Raw genomic sequence first — 26,722 nt, forward strand, 5'->3', positions numbered from 1 at the left:
TATAGGCGGTGACCGCGCCATTTCGTTTTCCGCGCTTCTTCGTGACGAGCCCGTCCCCCTGCCCCTATCTGCCGGGGCGCCAGGAGCGGAAGGTCTTCACCGAGCTGAACGGCCCGCACGCCGGCGATCTCAACGACGCACTGGGCCGGATCGGCTTCCGCCGCAGCCAGTCGGTCGCGTACCGGCCGAGTTGCGCCGGCTGCACCGCCTGCGTCTCGGTCCGTGTCGTCGCGTCGGATTTCGTACCCAACGCCACCCAGCGCAAACAGATCCGCCGCAATGCGGACCTTGAGGTCAGCCCCTGCCGCGCCTGGGCGACCGACGAGCAATATCAGCTTCTGCGCCGCTATCTCGCTTCGCGCCATCCCGGCGGCGGCATGGCCGACATGGACGAAGGCGATTATGCCGACATGGTCGAGCATTCGCCGGTCAACAGCTACATCATCGAATATCGCGAGCCATCGCAGAACGGCGTGCGCGGACGGCTGATCGGGGCGTGCCTGACCGACCAGCAGGCGGACGGGCTGTCGATGATCTACAGCTTCTTCGACGCCGAACATTCGCTGCGCGCCGGCATGGGCAACATGATCATCATGGACCATATCCTGCGCGCGCGGAGCATCGGCTTGCCTTATGTCTATCTCGGCTATTGGGTGAAGGGGTCGGAGCGCATGGCGTACAAGACGCGCTATCGCCCGATCGAAGTGCTTGGCCCGACCGGCTGGACCGTGCTGACCGACGAGGACGCGACCTACGCGCCGCCCGCGCAGAAGAACGTGCTGATGGCGGACGAACTGGCCTGAGCACGATTCCCCTCCCGCAAGAGCGGGAGGCCTGAATCAATCCTGCGGACTTCCCCTTCCGACGTGCAGGTCCACGTCGAGTTCTTCACTGCCTTCGCCGAGCCTTGATCCGGCAACGGGTGCGGCGCCAGCGGAATCAAGCGCCACCGCGACACGCGCATGCGCCTCGTCAGCCGACAGCCCGGTGCAGGGATCGAACGCAACCCAGCCGAGCCCCTCGACCCAGGCCTCAGCCCAGCCATGCGGCGCCGGTGGCGTGTCGCCGATGACGCAGACCGAGCTGTAGCCGGAAACGTAGCGCGCCGGCACACCGAGCCCGCGCGCAGCGGCGGCGAACATCTGCGCAAAATCGCGCGGCGTCGCACTCTCCAGCATGAATGCCTCCGCCACGGTCCGCCCGGAAACGGGACGGCCGCGATCAAGCGCGAAACGCCGGTGGAAGGCCAGGTTCAGCGCGTGAAGCCGTTCTACCGGATCATCTCTGCCGTCCACCGCCTCCGCCGCGAACCCGGCCAGCGCGACGCTCGGTTCGGTCAGCGGCGTCGTGCGCAGGAACAGCGGTGGCGGCAGCGGCTCGTGCGCGCCATGGACGATGCCGTTGGAGCTATTGGTCAGCACCTCGCCCGAGACGGATATCTCGATATGGCCGATCGGGCCCTCGACATAGAGCATCGTCACCCGGTTGCCGAAGCCGTCGCGACCCGGGCGCATCCGCGCATCGCAATCCACATGGAGCTGCCAGCCCGCGACGGTCTGGTCGTGCGTATCCTCCGGCGTGAGGCGGAGCATCTGGGTGAGGCGCCCTTGCGGCACCGAGAAGCGATAGATCGTTCGGTGGTCGACCGTTATCCGCATCAGCCGAACTTGAACTGCCGGCCGATCGCCTCATGGAGGAGATCATTCTCGGCGTTGAAGGCCTGGAGATACTGGTGCAGCCCGTTGGCGATCACTTCGCCAGAACGGGTCTTGCCCAGTCGTTGCTGGCGCATCCGCGCCATGCGGTCAGCCTCGCCGTGAAGGCCGGTACGCTTGGCGAGCAGGTTGAGGATTTCGAGCGTCTCCTCGGCCGAGGCAGCGAGGCTGCGCGGCAATTCGGCGCGGGAGATCAGCAGGTCGATCACGTTCGACGGCCGCAGCCCTTCCGAATAAAGCCAGCGATAGGCGGTGACCGCGGAGACGGTCTGCAGGATCGTTGTCCACTGGTCGCGATCGACCACGCCGCCGACCTGCTCGCCCTCCGGCAGCAGCAGGTGGTATTTCACGTCGAGCAGGCGGGCGGTATTGTCGGCGCGCTCGACCGCCTGGCCGAGGCGGATGAACCAGGTGGTCTGGTTGCGCAGCATGCGGTGGATCGCCCCCTCGAACCCGCGCGCTTCCGTCTTCACCGCATCGACCAGTCCGAGCGTCGCGGTAACGCCGCCGGGGCTCGATCGGCTGTGGAAGATCAGCCAGACGCGGTTGATCGCCGTCCAGGCCTCGCGGGTCAGCGCGGTACGCACCGCGCGCGCATTGTTGCGCGCCATGTCGAGGCAGCGGACGATCGACCCGGGGTGGCTCCCATCGAGCGTCAGGAAGCGCACGACATGCTGCTGGGTCATTGTCTCGCCGGTCGCGGCGAAGGCGGCGTCGGTTTCAGTGACGGCGAGGGCGCTGGCCCAGGCAGCCTCTCCGGCCGGGCGCGGCGAGAGGACATCGAGCCGAACGGTCGCCTCGACAAGCCGCGCGATGAAATCGGCGCGCTCGATATAGCGGCCAAGCCAGTAGAGCGAGGAGGCGGTGCGGGAGAGCATTTAAATCCCCCCCGCGCCGAGGAGGACCTGCCCCGCGCCCCTCACGATTGTTGCCCCTGGATCTGCGTGTTCCCGCCGCCCATCAGCACGAAGCTGTCTTTGGTCCCGCCGCCCTGCGACGAGTTGACCACCAGCGAGCCCTCCTTGAGCGCAACGCGAGTCAGGCCGCCGGGCACCACCTGGACTCCCCTGGAACCAGTCAGCACGAAAGGCCGGAAATCGACGTGACGCGGGGCGAGGCCGCTGTCGCTCAGGGTGGGCACGGTCGACAGCGCGAGCGTGGGCTGCGCGATATAGCGGTGCGGCTCAGCGATCAGCGCGGCGCGGAAGGTTTCGATCTCTGCCCTGGTCGCGGTCGGGCCGACGAGCATGCCATAGCCGCCCGAGCCGTCGACCAGCTTCACCACGACATCCTCGAGATTGTCGAGGACGTATTTCAATGCCTGCGGCTCGCGGCAACGCCAGGTCTCGACATTGGGCAGCTTCGGCTCGCCGCCCGAATAGAAACGGACGATCTCCGGCATGTAGCTGTAGATTGCCTTGTCGTCGGCGATGCCGTTGCCCGGCGCGTTGAGCAGGGCGACATTGCCCGCAGCATAAGCGGCGATCAGGCCAGGCACGCCGAGCATCGAATCCGGGCGAAACACCAAAGGATCGAGATAGTCGTCGTCGATACGGCGGTAGATCACATCGACCTTCACCCGGCCGGCAATGGTGCGCATCCAGACGATATCGTCGTCGACCACCAGGTCAGCCGCCTCGACCAACTCGATGCCCATCGAATCCGCGAGGAAGCTATGTTCGTAATAGGCCGAGTTGTAGTGGCCGGGCGTCAGCACGACACAGACCGGATTCTGGCCCGAGCCGTGCGGCGCGACCGACTTCATCGTCTCAAGCAGCCGGTCGGGATAGCTGTCCACCGCCGCCACGCGGAAGTCGCGGAACAGTTCGGGACAGAGGCGCAGCATCGCCTCGCGATTTTCGAGCATATAGCTGACGCCGGAGGGCGTGCGGGCATTATCCTCGAGCACGAAGAATTCGTCGGGCCCGGTGCGGACGAGATCGATGCCGCAGATATGGGCCCAGATGCCGTGCGGCGGCCGCATGCCGGCAATCTCCGGGCGGAATTGCGGGTTGCCGAAGATCAGGTCCTCGGGAAGGACACCCGCCTTGAGGATCTTCCGATCGCCATAGATGTCATCGAGGAACGCGTTGATCGCCTCGACCCGCTGCACCAGCCCTTCGGACAGGCGCGACCATTCGTCGGCGAGGAAGATGCGCGGGACGATGTCGAACGGGATGATGCGTTCCGACGCGTCGCTGTCGCCATAAACCGCGAAGGTGATGCCGAGCTGGCGGAAGGTCGCCTCGGCCGATTGCTGGCGGCGGCGCAATTCGGCGTCGGGCGTCTCCTCAAGCCAGTCGCCAAGCGCGGCGAGTTCCGGTCGCGGCGTGGTCGAGCCGCTCTGCCCCATGATCTCGTCAAACGCGCGTCGTGTCCCCATAGAAACGGTAAAGCCCCCGTATGACCGCCTGGTTCCATGCTGCGATGTTTTGCTGCGGCGCACAAGGGGCGTTCTTCACGCCGTAAAATGTCCGGGCGCCGATGGTCAAAATCGAACGCTTGGTACCCGCGTGCCAGAGGCGCGAACGGCCCTTTTTTAGTCAACGATGGGAAGGCTGGCCGGCCCGGAAGACGAGAAGCATGCAGAATCTTTAGGCAAGGTAATTGTCGATATCGGCCTCTGTCACGCCTCCCCCTTGGGACACCCGATCCGCCGAAAGGCCAAGGTTTGGCATACCCATCGATCGGACTGGAATAGCAGCATAAATATTCTCATCGTTTTTCTAACTGACATATTCAGCCACCGCGTGCCTCCATGCGCAGTTTCACATCTACCGCTTGCAACCGCGAGTCATTCAATCCGGATATGGACTCTTTCAGAGAAAAGCATACGTTTCATCATAACACGAATCGAAAGCTCTAAAATCGAAGCGCTTTATCGACGAGCAGGCAGCAGTCGTTATTACATTTTCCTGACTTTAATCGATGTTCAATTTACGTTCCGTGACGCCAAGGAGTCGATATGCTCGAAATGGCAATTGCAGGCGAAGCTCGCATTCATGAACAAATGGATCATTCCGCGAATATCTTGCATGAAGCGAAGGGCTTGCGTTTTATCTGGCTCGAGCTGACCCAACATTGCAACCTTCGATGCCGCCATTGTTACACCACGTCATCGCCCGCCAGGCCGCACAACGACATTGATTGGCTCGACCTGCTTGTTCAAGCCAAGGCACTGGGCTGCGAGGGCGTTCAGTTCATCGGAGGCGAGCCGCTAACGCACCCCAGAATCAACGACTATATCACGTTCGCCGGCGAGAACGGGTTCTCGAATATCGAGATATTCTCAAATGCCGCCCTTCTGGGCGAGGGGATTTGCCAGCTCATGGCCAAATTCGGCGTGCAACTCGCCACCTCATTTTACTCTGCGGATGCTCGCAAGCACGATGCCATAACATTGACTGATGGAAGCTTCGACCAGACAGTTTCCGGCATCAAATTGGCGCTTGAGTACGGCATTCCCATTCGAGTGGGACTGATAAATCTGGAAGACGAAACGCAAGCGTCCGTTCGAGATGATATCGAAATAACGATGATTTACCTTGAGCAGCTTGGCATAAGCCGACAGAGAATCGGTGTCGACAATGTCAGGCCCGTCGGGCGAGGAAGCAAGATAACGCCTTTCGTATCGCAATCCGAAACGCTGTGCGGCGGATGCTGGAAGGGAACGCTTGCTGTTTCGTTCGATGGGAATTGCTATCCCTGCATTTTCTCGCGCCATGAGAATGTCGGGAATATTCGGGCATCAACGTTGAGCGAGATTGTGGAGGGCGCGGCGCTAACTGACTTTCGCATTGCATATGCGGAGGAGGCGATGGCGAACACCATCAACGCCGACTGCACCCCTGAGTGCAACCCCGCTGGATGCACTCCAGTATGCGCGCCCTCCGATCCATCCGAGTGCAATCCCTGGGGATGCGGCCCCTTGTGCACGCCCGGCACGCCGAGTTGCATTCCGGGCAATGGCTGCCGACCCAGCGACGAATGCCCGCCGCATACCTGCCCCCCACGCAAGAATTGATCGCTCATGCCCTGGTTCAAATATGGCGACTATCTCAAGCATTGCGATCAGCCCTGCTACGATGAAGTGCTCGCGACAGGGAGCCCCGTCGCGTATCAGGGCATTTATCAATGCTCGAGGTGTAGCGGTGAAATCGTGATGCGCCCCGGCCAGCGCCTGCCCGAGCATGCCGAATGCAACATGTTGGGAAAAGTGGGCTGGCGGCTTATCGTGTTCGCGGACTCAAAACCCAAATGGTCCGGGACGCTGAAGAATCCAAACTGGACCGAGGACGTCGATATTTAATCAATCGGCGACCCTATTGCTCGCCGTAAATCTCTTCGATCTTGCGCGGTTCCGCTCCTGCCAGCGTGCTGACGAAACCAAGCGCCTGCTTCTACCCGTCAAGAGCCGAGCGCCGCCAGTATTCCGGGTGTGAGGACCTGCGGCAGCACCTGGGGTTCGGCGACGCCGGGCGCGTAATAGAGGTAGAGCGGCACGCCGGCGCGGTTGTGCGCCTGGATGAAGCGGCCAAGCGTGGGATCGCCGTCAGTCCAGTCGCCGACCATCACCGCGACCTTGTGCGCGGCGAAGGCGGATTGAGTCGCCTCGGTCTCGATCGCCACCTTTTCGTTGACCTTGCAGGTCAGGCACCAGTCGGCGGTGAAATAGGCGAACACCGGCCTGCCCTCGGCGCGGAGCGTGGCGAGCCGCGCCTCGCTGAACGGCTCGGCCGCACCGGCCGTCTTCGCGCCAGCGACGTCGGGGCGGTGCGCGGTCGCCGCGAGCCAGATGCCGCCCGCGACGATCGCGAGCAGCAGCGCGATGGCGACGATACCGAAGCTCAGCCCGCGCGCCTGGCGGCGGCCGGCCGCCCACAGTACAACCGCCGCGCCGAGTGCGACGAGCAGCCCCTGAGTCATGCCGTCAACCCCGGTCTGGCGGCCGAGCACCCACACCAGCGCGATGGCGGTGAGCCACATCGGGATCGAGAGGAAACGGCGGAACGTCTCCATCCAGGCGCCCGGTTTGGGCAGGCGCTTGCGCAGCGCCGGCACGAAGCCCAGCGCCAGGAAGGGCAAGGCAAGCCCAAGCCCAAGCCCGGCGAAGACCGCGAGCGCGGCGGGCCAGGGCAGGATCAGCGCCGCCCCCAACGCCGCGCCCATGAACGGGCCGGTGCAGGGAGTCGCGATGAACGCTGCCAGCGCGCCGGTCGCGAAGGCACCGCCGGCACCACCGGCCTGATTGACGAAGCGCGGCGTGGGAATTTCGAACAGGCCGCCGAGGTTCAGCGAGAGCGTCACGGTGAGCAGCAGCAGCAGCATGATCGCCCGCGGATCCTGAAGCTGGAACGCCCAGCCGACCGCGCTGCCGCCAGCCCGGAGCGCGAGGATCGCACCGCCCAGCGCCACGCATACCGCGACCACGCCCGCGGTATAGGCGAGCGCCTCGTGCCGTGCCGAGCGTTCATCGAGATGCCCGCGCGCGAGGCTGAGCGCCTTCAGGCTCAGGATCGGGAAGACGCAGGGCATGATGTTGAGGATCAGCCCGCCAAGCATCGCACCGGCAAAGGCGATCAGCGTCGCCATCAGGACACCGTCCGGAATGCCAGTCGAAGAGGCTGCGACGGTTCCCGCCGCCGCCGTCACCATCAACCCCTGCCCCGGCGCGATCCGCAGCACGCCGACCAGCGGCCCCGCGCCGCCGCCGGGCGCCGCCTTGGTCTCGACCACCACCCGATCACCGTCGCGGGACACCTTCTGTCCGGCAGCATAATCGACCAGGCCAGTCGTGACCGGGAAGAAATAGGCATCGGCCAGGGGCGCGCTCGCGGGATAGGGGATGGCGATCCGGATTTGTCCGGCCGCCGCCTGGAAACTCGCCTTCGCATCGAGCGGCTTCGGGATCGCGCGGCGCCAGGCATCGAAACGCGCGCGGGATTCGGCCGCGACCGCGCCGTCGCCGATGGTCAGGTCGACGGACAGATCGGCCTCCTCGGGTACGCAGACCGTCTTGGTGCAGACGAGATACTGCGCATGAAGCTTCACCGGCAGCGCGGTTCCCGGCGCGAGCCCGGCCGGTATCCTGAGCGTGACCAGCGGCGCATAGGGCGCCTCGAACACATAGTTCATCAGGCCGGCCATCAGCAGCATGCCCGGAACCGGATAGGCCGGCTCGCCCGCGGTCACACCCTTGGGCAGAGTCCATTTGAGCGTCGCCGGGAAACCAGCGTCGCCAGGATTCTGCCAATAGCCGTGCCAGCCAGGCTCTGGCCGCGAGTCGAGCGCGAGCGTCACGTCCTGCCCGGGGGCGGGCGTCATGCTCTCGGCGACCAGGCGCATCGCGAGGTGCGGGCCCTTGCCAAGGGCGCCCGGCGCCTCCGCCGGGGCACTTGCCGCCGCGAACATCGCGGCCAGCATCGTCACAATCAGGTAACCGAACGCGCGCATCGCCCATCCTTGTCGGCAGTCACCCACTCGCCCATAGCGGCAGGCGGGGTGCATTGCACCTGAGCGCGGAGAAACAACACGTGAAAAGATTGGCATCGATCGCCACCCTGGCCGCCATCGCCTTGTCGGCCCCGCTCCAGGCCCAGGAAACGCCCCCGCCAAGCGCCGCAGCCGCCCCCCGGACCCCGCCGAAGCTGATCGTCACCATCTCGGTCGATCAATTCTCCGCCGACCTGTTCGCCGAATATCGCAACCGCTTCACCGGTGGCTTTGCGCGGCTGCTGAACGGCGCGGTCTTCCCCTCGGGCTATCAGAGCCATGCCGCGACCGAGACCTGCCCAGGCCATTCGACCATCCTGTCCGGGTTCCGCCCCGAACATACCGGCATCATCGCCAACAACTGGACCGACCTGAAGACACCGCGGGCCGACAAGCAGGTCTATTGCGCCGAGGACGAGAGCGTGCCCGGCAGCACCTCCTCCAAATATACCGTGTCAGACAAGCATCTGCTCGTCCCGACGCTCGGCGAGCGGATGAAGGCGGCGAACCCGGCGGCGCGCGTCGTGTCGGTCGCCGGCAAGGACCGCGCGGCGGTGATGATGGGCGGCCACAAGGTGGACGAGCTCTGGTGGTGGAACGGCAAGGCGTTCGTATCCTATGCCGGCCGCGTCGCGCCGCCGGTGGTCGAGCGTACCAACACGACCGTGTCGGCGCTGATCGCGCAGGCGCAGGGGCCGCTCGACGAACCCGATTTCTGCCTGCCGCACGACCGCGCCATCCCGGTCGGCGGCGGCAAGACCGTCGGCAGCGGCCGGTTCGAGCGGGCCGCCGGCGACGCGGGCAAGTTCCGCGCCTCGCCCGCCTTCGACGCCGCGATCCTCGCGCTCGCCGCCGGCATGGTCCAGGACATGAAGCTCGGCCAGGGCAGCACGACCGACCTGATCGCGGTCGGCGCCTCGGCCACCGACTATGTCGGCCATGGTTATGGCACCGAGGGCAATGAGATGTGCGTGCAACTCGCCAATCTCGACCGGTCGCTCGGCTCCTTCTTCGACGTGCTCGACAAGACCGGGGTGGATTACGCCGTCGTGCTCACCGCCGACCACGGCGGCCACGACCTGCCGGAGCGTAACCGCGACCACGGCATTCCCGAAGAAGCGCGGATCGACCCGAATTTCACCCTGGCCGGCATCGGCGAGCACATCATCGCCAAGCTGAAGCTCAAGGTCGCCGGCCCGCTGCTCTACGGCGATGCCGGGTCGGGCGATGTCTGGATCGACCCGAAGCTGACCAGGGAGCAGCATGCCGCTGTCCTGAAGGAAGCGCTTGCCCGAATCCGCGCCCATCCGCAGGTCGCCGACGCCCTCCCCGCCAGCGCGATCGCGGCGACGCCGAGCCCGAGCGGCCCGCCCGAAACCTGGACATTGCTCCAGCGTGCCCGCGCTTCCTATTACGCACCGCGATCGGGCGACATTCTTGTCGCGATGAAGCCGCGCATCACGCCGATCGCCGATCCGACCAGGGGCAGCGTCGCGACCCATGGCAGCTTCTGGGATTATGACCGCCGGGTGCCGATCCTGTTCTGGCGCAAGGGCATGACCGGGTTCGAACAACCCTTGTCGGTCGAAACGGTCGACATCATGCCGACGCTCGCCGGCCTGATCGGCCTGCCGGTCTCAGCGCCCAAGCCGGATGGCCGGTGCCTGGATCTCGATGCGGGCCCGGGTTCGACCTGCCCCTGACGAAGGCGCCGGGACGGTTGACGAGGGCGTGGCGCTGATTGATGTTGGGCCCCGATGACCGCTTCCTCAGCCGCGCTCGCGTCCGTCCCGGACCATCTGCCCCATATCCGCGGGCTTGAAGATTATTGGGCGCGCTGCACCTTCAGGTCGCAGGCGGAGGCGAACCGGGAAACCCAGTCGCGCCCGTTGCTCGACGTGCTGGGTCTCGGGCTTGAGCAGACGCTGAAATATCTTGGCGCCGAACAGCCCGATTTGCCGACATTCCAGGCCTGGGTCCTGGAAACCGCCGGGGAGCCCGACCCCCTGAAGGTCGCGCGCTATCATGCATGGCTCGACGGCGCGCCACCGCCGGACGGGATCGCGCAGAGGTTGCGGGCGATCGACGAGGCTCCGCCCGTTCTCGACCGGGAGGATCTGGCGCATTGGGACGAGCATGGCTTCGTCATCCTGCGTCAGGCAATCACCCCGGATCAGGCCAGCGCGGCCGAGGAACTGCTCTGGCGGCAGGTGAACGCGACGCCGGACGACCCGGAAAGCTGGTACGAACGCCGCCCCAACGGCATCATGGTCCAGCACTTCCAGGATTCAGCGATGGAAGCGGCGCGACAATCGTCACGGGTGCACAAGGCATTCGCCCAGCTCTGGGGAACCGCCGACCTCTGGATGATCACGGACCGGCTGAGCTTCAACCCGCCCGAGCGGCCGGGTTTCACCTTTCCCGGGCCGAACCTGCATTTCGACATGAGCCTTGCCCTGCCGATCCCGTTCGCGACCCAGGGCATCCTCTATCTGACCGAGACCACCGGGGACCAGGGCGCGCTTCAGCTTGTGCCGGGTTTCCATCACGGAATCGAGGACTGGCTCGAAAGCGTGGGCGATGGGGACCCGCGGACGATCGACCTGAGCGACCGGGCCGTGCCGATCGGCGCCGGTGCGGGCGACCTCATCCTCTGGCGGCAGGACCTGCCCCACGGCGCAAGCCCGAACCGCGCCGCCCGGCCGCGCATGGCGCAATATGTGAACATGTATCCGGCGGACCTGACGTCAAATCCGGTATGGCGGTAGCGCGGCCCCGCCAGCGGGATCACATCCGCCCCGGACGTCACAATTTCCCTGTTACGGGCGATTAACAGGGAAATTAACAGGGAATTTCTTTTTTCTCAGCGGAACAGGGCGCTTATTCGTCAATATTATTGAATATATTCAATGCCTTGATATTGAATTCCCTGTTGCCGGATAACAGGGAAAGTCCCTGCCGGAACAGGGAAATCAGTGTTGCAAAAATGAGAAAGAGCGGGACCGAAGACTTCGGCCGAGATCATGCTGCGCCAGGCTTGGTGCGATTTGAATCAGTCGGCAAACAATTTGCGCTCGCTCCGCATTTGGAAGCGCGCGCCTCGCTCAGGGCTTGGCTATAATGAGGGAGATCGCGGCGATAAATATGTATAGCGCGACGTGCAGGCCGATAAGAGTGGCGACCACCCAAGGCCTCTTGATGAAAGCTGCGGGCACGATGAGCAGCGCATAGAGGACACCCGTTATCGCATAGTTGATTTGTAGCTTCGTGCCGTCAGGGTTTCCGCTTGCGAAAACCATGACGACGATAAGCATGATGAGGTTGGCGAGGCTGGTTAGAAGAAGGACTGGTTGCCTGTTGCGCCAAAAATGTTCGTTCAGCGACGAAGCATTCTGAACTGCACGGGGAAAGACGAGCGATGCGGCAATGAAATAGATGAAGGATATTCCCATGCCAATGACGAGCAAGCCATAACTGAAGGGAGCCTTGCGTAGCGACGTCCAGGCCGTTTCCCAGAAGCTCGCGATATCAAGCATGACGAATATCGCCAGAAGCGGCGTTAGCACCCCGATCCTGATCGTTCGACGGAACTCGAAAACAGCGGCTACGCCGGTAGCAATCGTGGCAACGGATAAACCTAACACCAGACCATAGAGGCTAAAGAAAAAATCAAATGCGGTCATTCATGCACCCTGTTCATCGCTGGCTTTAGCAGGATTGTGTGCGCGCACGAGAGGGAACGACCAGCCAATTCCTGATGAAAGTCACCACCGCTGCTCCCAGCCTGTGGATCAAACTCGCGGGAGCTGATTGCGAATAGGAACGACCGCTCTCCACCAATGCCAGCCGTTCAGCGTTCATATCGATTCGGATTTCGGATCGCTTGCGCTAGAAGCGCTTGTGTATCTGCAAGCGAATACTTCGCCCGACCGGGTCGATCTCATCATGGCTATAGCCTGCCGGGACGAGGCCATTCGCGAGCACGACATGCCGGTAGCTGTCGAACAGGTTCTGGACGCTGACAGAGATTTTCCAGCCTTTCGTGAGCGGATTATCGCGCAGCCCCGCGAACACGCTGTCCGGATCGAGGAACGCGGACACTCCCACCAGGAGGGGCGGCCTGATCCGGAACGCGTGATCCGGATCGGCTTCAAGATCGCCGAGATACGCCGCGCTGTTCCAGCTTGCGCTGAGCGACGCCCCCATGCCCCGCTTGCCCGCCCCGAATTGCAGGCTGACGGTATGGCGCGACTGGCCGCTGCCCCCCCCGAGCCGGTCGATGACGGGCAATCCCGCACGGATCAGCATCTCGCTTTTCATCCGGTACGTTTCCGTGAGCGACAGGGTATATTGGATGGCATTGGCGACCCCGCCCGGCACGGGGGCCCTGGCGCCGCTCGAAAAGCGCAGCGCGACCCCGCCTGAAAATTCAGCGGTCACATCGTGCGCGATGTTGATCGACCGCGCGTCAACCGACACCAGATTTCCCGCCGCATCGCGTGTCACCCGTTCCGGAAAGGCCGCCTCGATCGCCGGCGTCAGTTCGGGAAAGGAACTCGGCATATTCTTCGCGACGGTCTTGCGATATTCGACATTGAACGTCAGCGCCTCGCTGCCCAATGGCCGCACCATTGCCGCTATCGTCTGCCCTTGCCGACTGCCCGCCTTTAGGGTCGGATTGCCTCCTGTAATCAGGAATGGTTCGGCGACGACCTGCCGGGCATAGTCGAACATCCGCGTGATTGTCGTCTCGATCGGACCGTCGAGGTCGGCCACCGATGGAGAGGATTGCTGATAGTTGATCATGCCGCGAAGCTGGATCGCCTTGATCGGGGACCAGGTGAAGCCGCCATTGTAGCTGCGTTGCGGCCTGCTCCCGCTCATCGCCTGCCATCCGGCCGTCAGGTCAAGCGACAAATCGCCAACGGGCAGCAAGCCATGCTTGCCACGCCCTGCGATCGGCACATTGAGAGCCACCTGTGTGCTTGCCTGAACCCGCGAAATGTCGTTCGCAGAGATCAGATCGCCCACGGCATCGCGCTGCCGGGTCTGGATGTTGCCACGCGTCGCGTTGCCGGTGAGGTTCAGGGTGATCGGCCCAGCCGGCAGGTCGATCACGCTTTTCTGAAGGCTGAGCCGCGCGCTAAGATCATCCGAAAGCGAGCGGCGCCGGGTCGCGCGCAGCAAAGTACGATCCCACGGGCCGAAAGGACTGAAACCAGCATCGCCGGTATCGAGCAAGTGCTGCACGCGGTCGGTATCGATGCCGGTTTCCAGAAGATTCTCCTTCCACGACTTGCGATAGCTGATGCCCAGACTGCCCTGCCATCCAGCGACGGTGCCGTTGACCGTCAGTGAACCTCCAAGCGTTCGCGAACTGGTATTGGCGCGGAGAGCCATGGTACCATCGAGGGGCCGAGTCAGCAGGACATCCCGTGCAAAGGGCGACCATGGGTTGCCTGTCGGCAAGACGACCGACGCCATGGGTATCCCGCGCAGGCCCTCGTTGCTTGTGCTGTTCGCCGTCAGGGCGAGCGAAACGCTGAGGGCACCAAGCGGCCGCGTCACGCCGATATTCAGCCCCATCGTGCGGCGCGCGGATTGCAGGGTGGCATAGGCGTTGGGATCAAGCGGATGCCTTTGTCCGGCCGTCGCAACGAAATCGGCGATCGAGGGCGTGCCCGCAGGTATTGCGGCAGGGAAAGCCGCGACGGCGACGCTCGATCCCGCCGCGAGGCTGAGGGCCGGATCAATTTCGCCACCATCAAGCGCCGATATGAACCCCCTGCCATCATAAATGCCCGGATCGCGTGAGATCGATCGTGCATTCTTGCGCAGGCCGCTATCGCGCCCGAATATCGCGCGCACGTTCCAGCGCGTGTCCCCGTTGATGGCCGTGCGGGCCAAGGTCAGATCGTTGCCCATTTGCCCACCGCGAAAGGGGACGGAGGTGCCGGCGTCGGCGTCAAGACCGGTGAAGTGTTTCTTGAGAACGAGATTGACCACCCGCCTGCCCGGCGCGGTGCCGTAACGCGCGGCAGCTTCAGGTTTGAGGATCGCAAGACGGGTAAGAGCATCAGGCGGATAGCCCAGGACCGAGCGATCAAACCCAGCCGGCCTGCCGTTGATCAAGAGCACCGGCTCCTCCCCGTCGGGGCTGACAAAGGGCCTCAGCCGCGACATCAGATCATCGACCGAGTCCGCCCCTTGCGCCGCGATCTGATCCTCGGTGAATTCGGTTTCGGCGGGAACCTGCGCCTCGCCCCGCCGCATCGCGGTGACGACAATATCATCCGGCTCAACTGTTTGATTGGGCAACTGGACTTGCGCGCGATCCATCGCTTGTTCGATCACGGCGTCGCCTTTCGCAGCTTCGCCGTGAGCGACAGCCGGCGCGAAAATCAGCGCTAGCAGGATGCGCGCAGATGATCCTGTAGACAAGCGCACATCGCAAGACCCTTTAGGTCACCTTACTGAACTGTTGCCGACTCACAACAATTCAGGTGAAAACAGCACCGCGTCGCTCAGAACGACGCGGTGCCAGTTGGACTGGTTCGAGTGCGGGCGCCTCAACCGACAATCCGCCGGTCGGGGCGTCCGCTTATTTCATCGGACAATCATGCCTTACGGCACGAATTGTACGGTGCCGACCGTCATGTCGGCCGCCACCGCGCAGGCGCCGACGGTCACGGGGGCCGAAGGATCGACATACGCGTTCATCGTTGTCCCGGTTACATTGGTGTACTCCACCACGCCCGGGTAGGTTGTGGTCCCGCTGTTACAAATGACGGTGGACGTCGGAAGATAGGTAACAACCACGTTGCTCAAAGTACCGTTCGCCGAGACGCGGGCGGTGACCCCGTAAGCAGAACAGGCAGTTGCCGAATTGTCGAACGACACATCCGCGTACGTACCGGACGAATTTACCGACCCGCTGACAGCCGCGCCGGTGCAAGGGGTACCATTCACATATCCAGTACCGGTTCCGGAAACCGTCGTCGGCGCCGGAGTAAAGCTCTGGGCATAAGCGGGCATTGCCGTCGCGCTTGCCAGCACGGTGATTGTGCCGATAAAAGCCTTCAACATCATCCTTCTCCTTCTATATGCGACATAAAAGGTGTCGCTCCCCAGATGATCGCAGATGTTAAATTATTCCCGCGAACATCATCTCCCATATTCATGGAACCATCCCTGCAATTTTAGCAAAATATGATGCCATGATGCAGAACTATAGAATCACCTCTGATGAATTATCAAAATTTCTTTGACACGTTAAAACCAATTATCCTTGGATCAAGTGTAAATACATTGGTTGTAAGACCGCTATCATCACTATTGACGAAGGCATCCGTAATGGGTGTTTTATTAAATGCATTCTTAATATATAATTGCATCGAGAACCCACTTTCCGGGCGATCAAGTGTCACGGACATATTTGCGTTATCCCATGACCGCAAACGATCGATCGATGTATTATACACACGCGCCCAACTTGCGCTTTGGCGATAATAATCACCTCTAAACGTAAGATTCCATCTTGCAATAGGAAGTGTATATTGAGCCCCAATGTTAACCGTCAAATGAGGAGAATTTGGCAACTCATTTCCACCGAGGTCAGCGTAAAAACCTCTGCCGTTATTTGGCGCGTCCGTTGCCGGATCATATACGATCCCAGTGAGATTCGAGAAGTAACTTCCAGCGGTAAAATTCTTGCCAACTTGCCCGCCGCAAAACGTTGACAGATCACCAGGGCCGCTCGCGTTATTGAAAGATGATCTTTTGATAATCTTCTCAACGAGAGCGCGCGGCGCGATGCAATTGGAAGCAAGTTGAATCCAGGGTTTGACAATGACCCAGTCTGGATTTCCTTGCGTGCGATTCATGACATCGACTGATTTCATGCCGTTCGCGATGCGCGTGCCGAGATACCCGACATTAGCGTTGAGACTGACGCGCCGTGTCGGCCGCCACAGCATTTCCAGTTCGGCACCCCAGATATCGGCATTATAATTTTCGTTCAGGGCAATACGGTCGACAATCTGAGAAACCTGATAGTCCTTATATTTATAGTAGAAGGCGGTTGCATTCAGCGTCAGCCGCCCTCCGGCCAAAGAATTTTTCGTTCCGACCTCAAATGCATTGACGCTTTCGGGTTTAAAGGCCTGAGGTGCGGGGAAAAATTGAAGATAGGCCGGATTGGCCCCAATCCCTGGAGGGTTGGTGCCGCCTCCTTTATATCCACGTGCAAAGGATGCGTAGAACAGCGTTTCATCGGTGAAAGCTAGGTGCGGCTTCCAATCCACGACAAATCTTCCCGTTACGCGACCCCATTTCTGCACGATATCCGGAGAGACCTGGTACCCTTCATTAATCAGGCCAAATCCCAAAATCCCCGTTCCCAAGAGCAGCTGCGTTGGGATGGGCGTCGCCACCTTTTTATCATCAGTATAGCGAAGCCCTGCCGTAAATTTCAGCTGGTCGGTGGCCTTGAAATATATTTCACCGAACCCTGCATAGGATTCCGTTCTGGCGACATTCTGGCTACGGAAATAATTATGACCGTTTCCATTGAGTGAGCTCAATGGATTTGGATCAACATAGGTGCAATCCGCTCCCCCGGCCCATCCAGCGCAATCCTTAACAACGCCGCTGGTATTTCCGGTTCCTAAAACCGTTCTGGCGATTGCGGTAAATAGATTATTGAATACATAATAATCTTCTTTTATCTTAAAGTTAAGATAGTTAACACCTATGTTGAATTCTACTTTTCCGTCGAATGACGATTGCAAGCGGAATTCCTGATACCATTGCTTGCTATGAGAATCGACCATGTCCGCACCGAGGATATTAGACGAAGCACCCAATTGAGGGTCGTCTAGAATACCCCCTATGGCGATGCCTTTGGTCGCCAGCGGCCTGGTCCTGAGAGCAAACAGAACACTCGAATCGTTGAATACGCTGCCGCTATTGAATCTGTTGTAATCCTGAAAAGAATAATATGAATCTTCAGAATATGACGTGCTTGAATATAATTTCAGATTCGACCCTAAGCCTGCCTCGATATTAAGCTGGAAAATATCGTTTTTTGCGCGAAACTTGGGATCGATAGCAGTCGCGATCTCCCGAAGATTGCGTGATTGCGTTACGCCCGCATAAGGGTCTCGCGTGTCGTCGATCAACGTGACGGGAGCGGCTCCGCCTATAGCCCCGGCCTTGTACCCCAGCGCGATCAGGGAGGCAGCCGCGTTGATGTACGGCAGAGAAAAGCCGTTTGGAACCCCATAGGCGCCGTCGTCATAGAGCGAGCCTGGCGAACACCCCTGGCTTAAGGCGCCCCTGATCACCGGCGTAAGGCTTTTGCCACCAATTGAGGCTGGCCCAGGATCAGTATGACAAAGTTGCTTGCCGGTGCGCGAGCGATTGTCATCCTCGGAGAAATGTTCCCACGCGGCATTGACCTTGAACCGGCTGCTCGGCTGCCAGGTCGCGGTGACGCGGCTCCCCCAAAGGTTGCGGCCATTGACGCGCTGATCGGTGACGGTGTTGTAGTCATAGCCGTCGCGGCTCGTCCACGCGCCGGCCGCGCGCACCGCCAGCGTGTCGGTGATTGGCAGATTGATCATGCCGTTCACCCGCTTCGATGCGTAATTGCCGGTTTCCAGTTTGAGATTGGCCGCGAACTTGTCGGGATCGGCGAAGTTCGGGATCATGTTGACCACCCCGGCCGTCGCGTTGCGGCCGTAGAGCGTGCCCTGCGGCCCGCGCAGCACCTCGACCCGCTGAACGTCGAAATATTCCTGCTCGAACAGCCGATTGCGGATCAGCGGGGTATTGTTGAAGCTGATCGCGACGCCAGGATCGGACGTGACCGACAGCGCCTTGGTGCCGACGCCGCGGATCGAGAAATTGTAGCTGGCGAAATTCGACTTCGAGAAGGTGATGTTGGGGACGGCGCGCACCAGTTCCGACCCACCCTCGATCTTCATTTCATCGAGCGATTTCGAGGTGAACGCGCTCATGGCGATCGGCACATCCTGCATCGATTCCCGCCGCTTCTGCGCGGTGACGATAATGTCGTTGGAATATTGCGATTGATCCTGGCCGTCCGATTCAGCCTGCCCCGGTTGTGCGGGCGTCGATGCGACAAGCCGCGATTTTTGCGGCGCCGGCGCCGTGCTCCCGGCCCGAATGATGAACGAGCCCGCCCGGCCCGGCTGAAGCACCGCCGAGAGCCCTGTCCCGGCGAGCAGATCGTTCAGCCCCTCCTCAACTGATTTGGTGCCGCGCACGGCGTTGGTGCGCTTGCCGCGCACCAGCTTTCCGCTCGCAAGGATCTGAATGCCTGCCTGTTTGGCGAACGCAGGAATACTCCGTTCCGCCAGACCCGCCGAAAGATCGAATGTTCGCGTTTGCGCCGCTACCGGGTTCGCAACAACAATCGCGGCAATAGCCGCACCACAATATAGACCAGCAGAACTGCCCCTCACCCCGTACCTCCCCTATGATGGGGAGCGTACATTGCACTCCCCCTAACAGTAAGGATGCTTGGGGGAGAAGATTCCGACCCCTGTCGTAAAAAAATTATTCCTTTTTTGTGTCCAACCTGATCGTGTTGTCAGTGACATGCACGCTCGCGTCGAACAGTGCCGCTACGGAACGCGCGAAATTCTCTGGCTCATTGACCTTGAAATAGCCGACGATCGGCGATCGACCCAATTCGACATTATCGACAACCAATTTACGCCGATTGTAGCGATTGATCTCCGCAACCGCATACTCAAGCGTCTCGCCATTGAGCGCTAGATCGCCGTTGCGCCATGCCAGCGACCGATCAATCTCGGTGTCGGACTGTACCGCAACCACCTCGCCGGGGGTGCTGTCGGCCGGCCGCGCCGCGTCAGCGATAAAGCCACGCTCGCCCTGTTCGATCCGCGTCGCTTTATCCGGCTGATCAGCGCGCCATGCTTCGACGACCCCTTCCGTCACCAATATATCGACGCCGGTTTCGGTGCGGCGAACCGAAAAGGCCGTGCCGACCGCGCGAACGCTCACGTCGCCCGCCTGGACCACGAAGGGGCGCGCCTGGTCGTGCGCAACCTCGAACCACGCCTCCCCATCGTCCAGGGAGACGTTCCTCACGTCCCCGGTCATCGCAACGGTAAGCCGGCTGGCGGTATTGACCGTCGCCACCGAGCCATCGGCCAGCGGCGTCCGTTTGATTTCCCCGACACCGGTCGCGATCACGTCGCTGCGCGGGAAATTCACCAGGCCGGCAATGCCGGCCCCGATCGCGACAAGTGCCGCCATCCCGCCGCCCACGAGCATCCGCCGCGACATCCAGACAGGCTCGTCCGCCTCGGGTTCCGGTGCGTCACCTGTCTGGGCAAGGCCGGCGAGCGCGCGGCCGCGATCGAGATACATGAGCGCCGCATCCGCACGCAGCAACGCACCGGCGCGGCGCTCGTCGCCGGCAAGCCATGCGTCGAACGCGCGCTGGTCGGCGGGCGACAGCGGGCCGTTCTCCCGGCGAATGGCCCAATCAGCCGCTTCGCTGTCATTCATGGCCGCGATCACGCTTTGCCCCTTCTTTACGCTGCTTCACAGGCTGGGCGACGTCACTTTCGCCGTCCGCAATGGCTTTCAGGATAAGTTTCAGGCCACGGCTCGACTGTTTTTCGACGACATGCTCGCTAACGCCCAGACGGGCCGCGATTTCCCGTTGCGACACGCCTTCGATCCGCCTGAGTTCGAAAATCTCACAACAGGGCGACGGCAGGTTCGCAATCAATTGACGAACGCGCTCAAGATCGCGTCGCCCGCCTGCCCGGCGTTCCGGCCCCGGATCTTCGTCGGCGAACGACAGGGCCTGAAATTCGGTCAGGCTATCGATGCGAACGATGCGTTCTCGCCGGACGCGCTTCAAGATCACCGTGCGCGCCACGGAAAACAGATAGGCCCTGCCATCGCGGATATGCGCGACGCTGGGGAGATGCGTGATGCTCAGATACGCGTCCTGCACGATATCGTCGATTTCCTGGCGCGGCACGGCAATGGAGCGAAGCCGATCGCGCAACGCGCCCTCGTGCGGGATAATGTTTCCCGCCACCCAGGCTACGAGTTCCGCGCGATCTTGTTCCAAAACCAGCTCCCCCCGCCCTGCACGTTGCCAGACTTCTTAAGACATAGATGCCTGGCGAAGCGATTTCCGACCCCTTCATTGTAAAAAATTCGCACACGCCACAAAACGACGGTTATAAATCGGCACCGGCGGCGTGATAATAAGCCCGTTGCCCCTAAGAATACGCGACGGACCTAATGCGCCGCCGCTTTCGAAAAGACATTCATCACCAGCACACCCGCAATGATCAGCGTCATGCCGGCGATGGCGGCTGCATCGAGCTTCTGCCCCTGGAAGATCCAGGCGATCGCCGCGATCAGGACGATGCCGACGCCGGACCAGATCGCATAGGCGACGCCCGTCGGGATCGTCCGCAGGGTAAGCGACAGGAAATAGAAGGCGATTCCGTAGCCGATGATGGTGACGATCGACGGCACCGGCCGGGTGAAGCCTTCCGACAGCTTCATGAAGGAGGTGGCGCAGACCTCCGAGGCGATCGCGATGGCGAGGTATAGGTAGGACATCGCCGAACCATAGAGTGTCGGCGCAGCATTGGCACGACGCGCCGTGCCGACATGTCTCGGAACATCCCTTCCACCATGCCCAGGCGACACCCTCCCCGCCTGCGACGGGAAGGAATGGAAGGGTCAGTCCAGGTTCGGCCGCAGCCACCGCTCGGCGGTCTGGAGATCGACCCCGCGCCGCCCGGCATATTCCTCGAGCTGATCGCGCCCGACACGCGCCACGCCGAAATATTCGGCCTCGGGATGGCCGAAATAAAAGCCGGAAACAGCCGCCGTCGGCAGCATCGCGAAGCTTTCCGTCAGCGAGATGCCCGTCGCGTGATGGGCGTCGAGCAGCTTGAACAGGGTCGGCTTCAGGCTGTGGTCGGGGCAGGCCGGATAACCGGGCGCCGGGCGGATGCCGCGATATTGCTCCCTGATCAGCGCTTCGTTGGTAAGCTGCTCGTCCGGCGCATAGCCCCAGAGCGTGGTGCGGACATGGCGGTGCATCGCCTCGGCCAGCGCCTCGGCGAAACGATCGGCCAGCGCCTTCAACAGGATGTCCGAATAATCGTCGATCGCCGCCTTGAAGCGGGCGAGGTGCGGCTCGATGCCATGGATGCTGACCGCGAAGCCGCCGATCCAGTCCCCGTCATGGCTGATGAAATCGGCGAGGCACATGTTCGCCCTGCCCTCGCGCTTGGCGATCTGCTGGCGGAGGAAGGGCAATGTCACATGGCTTTCATCCTCGAGATGGATGATGACGTCGTCGCCCTCGCGGCGGCACGGCCACAGGCCGGCGACACCGCGCGCGACCAGCCATTTCTCGGCGATGATCTTGTCGAGCATCGCGTTCGCATCCGCGAACAGGCTGCGCGCGCTCTCGCCGACGACCTTGTCCTCGAGGATCGCCGGATAATTGCCGGCCAGTTCCCAGGCGCGGAAGAAGGGCGTCCAGTCGATGATCTCGCGCAGCTCGGCCAGGTCCCAGTCACGGAAGATGTGCACGCCGGGCTGAAGCGGCGTTGGCGGCTTCAGGTTCATATCGGCCTCGAACGCATTGTCGCGGGCGACCTGGAGCGTGACCAGCTCGCTCTGGCTGCGGCCGGCGCGGGCGACGCGCACCGCCTCATATTCGTCTGCTGTCTTGAGGACGAAGGCGTCCTTCTGCGTATCGCTGACCAGGGTCGAGGCGACGCCGACCGCGCGGCTTGCGTCGAGCACATGGACGACCGGACCGTCATAGGCAGGCGCGATGCGCAGCGCGGTATGGACCTTCGACGTGGTGGCGCCGCCGATCAGCAGCGGCATCGTCATGCCCGACCGCTTCATCTCCTCGGCGACGGTGACCATCTCGTCGAGCGACGGGGTGATCAGGCCGGACAGGCCGATCATGTCGGCGTCATTCTCGTTCGCCGCCTTCAGGATGTCGGACCAGGGCACCATGACGCCCATGTCGACCACGTCGAAGCCGTTGCACTGGAGCACGACGCCGACGATGTTCTTGCCGATGTCATGCACGTCGCCCTTCACGGTCGCCATGATGATCTTGCCCTTGCCGCGCGCGCCGGGCTCCTTCGCCGCCTCGATGAACGGCAGCAGGTGCGCCACCGCCTTCTTCATCACGCGCGCCGACTTCACCACCTGGGGCAGAAACATCTTGCCCGAGCCGAACAGGTCGCCGACGACGTTCATGCCATCCATCAACGGGCCTTCGATCACCTCGATCGGGCGGGCGTAGAGCTGCCGCGCTTCCTCCGTGTCGTCGACGACATGCGCGTCGATGCCCTTGACCAGCGCATGTTCGAGCCGCTTGGCGACGGGCCAGCCGCGCCATTCGGCCGCCTGCTTCTCGGCGACCTCGTCAGTGCCCTTGTAGCGCTCGGCGAGGGCGATCAGCCGTTCAGTCGTCCCCTCGTCCTTGTTGAGGATGACGTCCTCACAAGCCTGGCGCAGTTCCGGATCGATCGTGTCGTACACGTCGAGCTGCCCGGCATTGACGATCGCCATGTCGAGCCCGGCGGGAATCGCATAATAGAGGAACACCGAATGCATCGCGCGGCGCACCGGCTCGTTGCCGCGGAACGAGAAGCTGAGGTTCGAAAGGCCCCCGGAGATATGGCAATGCGGCAGCCGCGCCTTGATCTCCTTGCACGCCTCGATGAAATCGACCGCATAGTTATTATGCTCCTCGATTCCCGTCGCCACGGCAAAGATGTTGGGATCGAAGATGATGTCCTCGGGCGGGAAACCGATCCCCATCAACAGCTTATAGGCACGTTCGCAGATCTCGACCTTACGATCCCTGGTATCCGCCTGGCCCACCTCGTCGAACGCCATGACGACGACGGCGGCGCCATATTGCATCACCTTCTTTGCCTGAGAGAGGAACTGAGCTTCGCCCTCTTTCATGCTGATCGAATTCACGATCGGCTTGCCGCTGACGCATTTCAGCCCGGCCTCGATCACCGACCATTTCGAGCTGTCGACCATGAAGGGGATTCGCGCGATATCCGGCTCGGCGGCGATCAGCTTCAGGAAGGTCGTCATCGCCACTTCGGCGTCGAGCAGGCCCTCGTCCATGTTGACGTCGAGCACCTGAGCGCCCGATTCCACCTGCTGCAGCGCGACCTCGACCGCGGCGGGATAGTCCCCCGCCATGATCAGCTTCTTGAAGCGCGCCGATCCGGTGACGTTGGTGCGCTCGCCGATATTGACGAACTGGGCAGTGGAAGGGGCAGAGGCCAAAATAAAATCCGTTCGTTTCGAGCGAAGTCGGGAAAGCTGCGTGAGCGCGCCGTCATTGTGTCTCGACTTCGCTCGACACGAACGGCTGGGTTGCCCCTGCGCCTACGCGCCCATCGTCATCGGCTCCAGCCCGGCGAGCCGGGTCCTCACCGGCGGCACCGCTGGCGCGCGCGGCGGGAGACCGGCCACTGCCCCGGCGATCGCTGCGATGTGCGCGGGGGTCGAGCCGCAGCAGCCGCCCAGGATGTTGACCTGGCCGTTGGCCGCCCATTCGCGCACCAGCCCGGCGGTGGTCGCCGGCTGCTCGTCATATTCGCCGAGTTCGTTGGGGAGACCGGCGTTCGGATAGACCATGATCAGCGTGTCGGCGATGTCGCTGAGCGTGCGCACATGCGGGCGAAGCTGTTCGGCCCCGAACGAGCAGTTGAGCCCGATGGTGATCGGCCTTGCATGGCGCACCGCGTGCCAGAATGCCTCGACCGTGTGGCCGGACAGGTTGCGGCCCGACAGGTCGGTCAGGGTCATCGACAGCATGATCGGCACGTCGCGGCCGAGCGCATCCGCCGCCTCAAGCGCCGCCATGACGCCAGCCTTGGCGTTGAGCGTGTCGAACACCGTCTCGATCAGGATGAAGTCGACGCCGCCTTCGAGCAGCGCGTCGATCTGTTCGCGGTACACATCCTTCAGATAGTCGAAGTCGATCTCGCGGAAGCCGGGGTCGTTGACGTCGGGCGAGAGTGACAGCGTCTTGTTGGTCGGCCCGATCGCGCCGGCGACGAAACGCGGGCGGCCGTCTTTCGCGGCATATTGATCGGCCAGCCGGCGCGCGATCTGCGCCGAGGCGATGTTGATTTCCTTGACCAGGCTCTCTGCCGCATAATCGGCCTGGCTGATCACATTGGCGCTGAAGGTGTTGGTCGAGACGATGTCGGATCCGGCATCGAGATATTCGCGGGTGATCGTCTCCGGCACCTCGGGCCTGGTCAGCGCGAGGATGTCGTTATTGCCCTTCTGGTCCTTGGCCAGGCCGAGCGTGCCGGCATAATCGGCCTCGCTCAGCTTCCAGTTCTGGATCTCGGTGCCGAACGCGCCGTCAGTGATCAGGATACGCTTGGCAGCCTCGGCCAGCAGTGTCTCGCGTGCAGTCATGGTCATATCCCTCAGGCCGCCGCCTCATGCGCCGGTGCCTTCGCCCGCAACCCAAGCATGTGGCAGATCGCGAAGCTCAACTCGGCGCGGTTGAGCGTGTAGAAATGGAAGCTGCGCACATCGCCGGCATAGAGCCGGCGGCACATCTCGGCGGCGACCGTCGCCGCGACGAGCTGGCGCGCGGCGGGGTGATCGTCGAGCCCGTCAAACAGCCGGCCCATCCAGTCAGGGATTTCAGCGCCGCACATCGCCGCGAACTTGCGGGTCTGCGCCACGTTGGAGACGGGCAGGATGCCGGGAACGATCTCAGCCGTGATCCCGGCCGCGGCGACGCGGTCGCGGAAACGGAAGAAAGCCTCGGGCGAGAAGAAGAACTGGGTGATCGCCCGGTTCGCGCCGGCATCGAGCTTGCGCTTGAGATTGTCGATATCAGCCGTCGCGTCCGGCGAATCCGGGTGGCATTCGGGATAGGCGGCGACCGATATCTCGAACGGATGAAGCTTCTTCAGGCCGGCGACCAGCGCGGCCGCATTCTCATAGCCATCAGGATGCGCCGCGAACTTCGCGCCAGCGACGGGCGGATCGCCGCGCAGCGCGACGATGTGCCGGACACCGGCGGCCCAATATTCCTCGGCCACCTGATCGATCTCGGCCTTGCTCGCCTCGACGCAGGTGAGGTGCGCGGCAGCCGCCAGCGAGGTCTCGCGCTGGATACGCGCGACCGTCGCATGCGTGCGTTCGCGGGTCGACCCTCCGGCACCATAGGTGACCGAGACGAAGCGCGGGCCGAGCGGCTCGAGCGTCTTCACCGCTTCCCACAGGGTTTCTTCCATCCTGGGCGTCTTGGGCGGGAAGAACTCGAACGACACCTGTGCGTCGCCCGCGAGATCAGCGAACAAGGGCGACGCCTGGGCGCGACGCGCTTCGCTTTGCGGGTTCTGGGTCGTCATGCTGCCTTCACCTCTCGTACCGGTATCTGGTTTGGGGCCGCCGCCTTGCGCGCCAGCCAGAGTTTCACCGTCAGTTCGCCGCCCTCAAGCGTCTCGGTCCGCGCCGAGACCAGCCCGGCGGCATCGAACCACGCCGCGATCTGCTCATCCGAAAAGCCGAGGCGCGTATGCGCGTCGCGAGTCCGCAGATCCTCGCGGTCGTGCGACGCGAAATCGGCGATCAGCAGGCGCCCACCATCGGACAGCACCCGCGCCGCCTCGACGATGGCAGCGCCGGGCTGCTGAGCGAAGTGGAGCACGTGGTGAAGGATCGCCGCATCAGCCTCGCCATCGCCGAGTGGCAGCGCATACAGATCCGCCTGGCGCAGTTCAGTGTTGGCGAGCCCGCGCTCGGACAGCTTGGCGCGGGCAAGGCGGAGCATTTCCGAACTGCGGTCGATGCCGAGCGCATATTTCGCGCGGCCGGCGAACAGCTCCAGCATGCGGCCGGTGCCGGTGCCGATATCGATGAGCTGGCCGATCGGCGCGTCGCCAAGCACCGCCGACATCGCCGCCTCGACCTCGCTCTCCGCGATATGCAGCGAGCGGATCGCATCCCATTGCCCGGCATTCGCCTCGAACCAGCCGGCCGCCGAGGCAGCGCGGTCGGCGCGCACCGCCGCGAGGCGCGCCGCGTCAGCCACCGCCCAGTGATCAGGCTCGACCTTGCCCCATTCGTCAAGCGAGGCGAGCACCGGATCGACCTTCGAGGCGGTGCCAAGCGCCACGAACACCCAGCTACCCTCCTTGCGCCGCTCCGCAAGGCCGGCGTCGCACAGGATCTTCACGTGGCGGCTGACGCGCGGCTGGCTTTGTCCGAGCACCTGTGCCAGCTCGCCGACCGACAGCTCCATCGAGCGCAGCAGCGCGAGGATGCGCAGCCGGGTGGCGTCCGCGAGCGCGCGGAATATGTCGAGGGCGAGGGTCATCGTGAATCGACATATAAAGATATCTTTATATGAGGTCAACGCCGAGACGAGGGAACCGAAGCCGATTGCGCGCGTCTCG

21 protein-coding genes are annotated in these 26,722 nt (G+C 62.6%); 6 read left to right on the forward strand and 15 right to left on the reverse strand.

Going from position 1 to position 26,722, the window contains the following annotated elements; genetic code table 11:
- Nucleotides 1-8: 8 nt before the first annotated feature.
- Complete coding sequence (locus P0Y59_12190; protein ID WEK02403.1) at nucleotides 9-803, forward strand: arginyltransferase; 795 nt, start codon at nucleotides 9-11, stop codon at nucleotides 801-803.
- Between the two features lie 36 nt (nucleotides 804-839).
- On the opposite strand, the gene P0Y59_12195 is transcribed toward P0Y59_12190, so the two are convergent.
- From P0Y59_12195 to P0Y59_12205, 3 genes are read right to left on the reverse strand one after another with little or no spacing between them, the layout of a single operon-like run.
- Nucleotides 840-1,658, reverse strand: coding sequence for a transglutaminase family protein (locus P0Y59_12195; GenBank protein ID WEK02404.1), 819 nt, complete (start codon nucleotides 1,656-1,658; stop codon nucleotides 840-842).
- Nucleotides 1,658-2,593 carry an alpha-E domain-containing protein gene (locus P0Y59_12200; protein WEK02405.1) on the reverse strand — a complete coding sequence of 312 codons (936 nt, stop codon included), beginning with the start codon at nucleotides 2,591-2,593 and terminating at the stop codon, nucleotides 1,658-1,660. Before P0Y59_12200 ends, P0Y59_12195 begins: the two co-directional genes overlap by 1 nt.
- Nucleotides 2,594-2,634: 41 nt before the next feature.
- Complete coding sequence (locus P0Y59_12205; protein WEK02406.1) at nucleotides 2,635-4,098, reverse strand: circularly permuted type 2 ATP-grasp protein; 1,464 nt, start codon at nucleotides 4,096-4,098, stop codon at nucleotides 2,635-2,637.
- Between the two features lie 582 nt (nucleotides 4,099-4,680).
- Here P0Y59_12205 and P0Y59_12210 point away from each other — a divergent pair.
- Nucleotides 4,681-5,739, forward strand: coding sequence for a radical SAM protein (locus P0Y59_12210; protein WEK02407.1), 1,059 nt, complete (start codon nucleotides 4,681-4,683; stop codon nucleotides 5,737-5,739).
- 6 nt (nucleotides 5,740-5,745) lie between these two features.
- Complete coding sequence (locus P0Y59_12215) at nucleotides 5,746-6,024, forward strand: hypothetical protein (GenBank protein WEK02408.1); 279 nt, start codon at nucleotides 5,746-5,748, stop codon at nucleotides 6,022-6,024.
- A 98-nt stretch (nucleotides 6,025-6,122) separates the two neighbouring features.
- Here the strand turns inward: P0Y59_12215 and P0Y59_12220 are convergent, their stop codons facing one another.
- Nucleotides 6,123-8,168 carry a protein-disulfide reductase DsbD family protein gene (locus tag P0Y59_12220; GenBank protein WEK02409.1) on the reverse strand — a complete coding sequence of 682 codons (2,046 nt, stop codon included), beginning with the start codon at nucleotides 8,166-8,168 and terminating at the stop codon, nucleotides 6,123-6,125.
- A gap of 89 nt (nucleotides 8,169-8,257) precedes the next feature.
- Between P0Y59_12220 and P0Y59_12225 the strand changes: the two genes are divergently transcribed.
- Nucleotides 8,258-9,910: an alkaline phosphatase family protein gene (locus tag P0Y59_12225; protein ID WEK02558.1), complete on the forward strand. Its 1,653-nt coding sequence runs from the start codon at nucleotides 8,258-8,260 to the stop codon at nucleotides 9,908-9,910.
- Between the two features lie 54 nt (nucleotides 9,911-9,964).
- Complete coding sequence (locus tag P0Y59_12230; GenBank protein ID WEK02410.1) at nucleotides 9,965-10,975, forward strand: phytanoyl-CoA dioxygenase family protein; 1,011 nt, start codon at nucleotides 9,965-9,967, stop codon at nucleotides 10,973-10,975.
- A gap of 336 nt (nucleotides 10,976-11,311) precedes the next feature.
- On the opposite strand, the gene P0Y59_12235 is transcribed toward P0Y59_12230, so the two are convergent.
- Nucleotides 11,312-11,890, reverse strand: a complete 579-nt coding sequence (locus P0Y59_12235; GenBank protein WEK02411.1) for a hypothetical protein — start codon at nucleotides 11,888-11,890, stop codon at nucleotides 11,312-11,314.
- Between the two features lie 205 nt (nucleotides 11,891-12,095).
- Nucleotides 12,096-14,390 carry a TonB-dependent receptor gene (locus P0Y59_12240; protein WEK02412.1) on the reverse strand — a complete coding sequence of 765 codons (2,295 nt, stop codon included), beginning with the start codon at nucleotides 14,388-14,390 and terminating at the stop codon, nucleotides 12,096-12,098.
- 24 nt (nucleotides 14,391-14,414) lie between these two features.
- On the opposite strand from P0Y59_12240, the gene P0Y59_12245 reads away from it, so the two are divergent.
- A complete protein-coding gene (locus tag P0Y59_12245) occupies nucleotides 14,415-14,618 on the forward strand; it encodes a hypothetical protein (GenBank protein ID WEK02413.1) in 204 nt (67 codons plus the stop codon).
- 213 nt (nucleotides 14,619-14,831) lie between these two features.
- On the opposite strand, the gene P0Y59_12250 is transcribed toward P0Y59_12245, so the two are convergent.
- The 9 genes from P0Y59_12250 to P0Y59_12290 form a co-directional block, all read right to left on the reverse strand.
- Nucleotides 14,832-15,293 (reverse strand): hypothetical protein, encoded by a 462-nt coding sequence (locus P0Y59_12250; GenBank protein ID WEK02414.1) that lies wholly within the window; start codon nucleotides 15,291-15,293, stop codon nucleotides 14,832-14,834.
- 167 nt (nucleotides 15,294-15,460) lie between these two features.
- Nucleotides 15,461-18,694, reverse strand: coding sequence for a TonB-dependent receptor (locus P0Y59_12255; GenBank protein ID WEK02415.1), 3,234 nt, complete (start codon nucleotides 18,692-18,694; stop codon nucleotides 15,461-15,463).
- Nucleotides 18,695-18,788: 94 nt separating this feature from the next.
- On the reverse strand, nucleotides 18,789-19,781 hold the full coding sequence (locus P0Y59_12260; GenBank protein ID WEK02416.1) for a FecR domain-containing protein: 993 nt from the start codon (nucleotides 19,779-19,781) through the stop codon (nucleotides 18,789-18,791).
- On the reverse strand, nucleotides 19,762-20,346 hold the full coding sequence (locus tag P0Y59_12265) for an RNA polymerase sigma factor (GenBank protein WEK02417.1): 585 nt from the start codon (nucleotides 20,344-20,346) through the stop codon (nucleotides 19,762-19,764). Before P0Y59_12265 ends, P0Y59_12260 begins: the two co-directional genes overlap by 20 nt.
- A 173-nt stretch (nucleotides 20,347-20,519) precedes the next feature.
- Complete coding sequence (locus P0Y59_12270) at nucleotides 20,520-20,849, reverse strand: SMR family transporter (GenBank protein ID WEK02418.1); 330 nt, start codon at nucleotides 20,847-20,849, stop codon at nucleotides 20,520-20,522.
- 123 nt (nucleotides 20,850-20,972) lie between these two features.
- Nucleotides 20,973-23,579 (reverse strand): methionine synthase, encoded by a 2,607-nt coding sequence (gene metH / locus P0Y59_12275; GenBank protein ID WEK02559.1) that lies wholly within the window; start codon nucleotides 23,577-23,579, stop codon nucleotides 20,973-20,975.
- 99 nt (nucleotides 23,580-23,678) lie between these two features.
- Nucleotides 23,679-24,725, reverse strand: coding sequence for a homocysteine S-methyltransferase family protein (locus P0Y59_12280; protein ID WEK02419.1), 1,047 nt, complete (start codon nucleotides 24,723-24,725; stop codon nucleotides 23,679-23,681).
- A gap of 11 nt (nucleotides 24,726-24,736) precedes the next feature.
- Nucleotides 24,737-25,675 (reverse strand): methylenetetrahydrofolate reductase, encoded by a 939-nt coding sequence (metF, locus tag P0Y59_12285; GenBank protein WEK02420.1) that lies wholly within the window; start codon nucleotides 25,673-25,675, stop codon nucleotides 24,737-24,739.
- Nucleotides 25,672-26,643 carry a metalloregulator ArsR/SmtB family transcription factor gene (locus tag P0Y59_12290; GenBank protein WEK02421.1) on the reverse strand — a complete coding sequence of 324 codons (972 nt, stop codon included), beginning with the start codon at nucleotides 26,641-26,643 and terminating at the stop codon, nucleotides 25,672-25,674. The genes metF and P0Y59_12290 overlap by 4 nt, the downstream gene beginning before the upstream one ends.
- Nucleotides 26,644-26,722 lie beyond the last annotated feature (79 nt).

The sequence above is a fragment of the Candidatus Sphingomonas phytovorans genome (assembly GCA_029202385.1).
Lineage (GTDB): Bacteria > Pseudomonadota > Alphaproteobacteria > Sphingomonadales > Sphingomonadaceae > Sphingomonas > Sphingomonas phytovorans.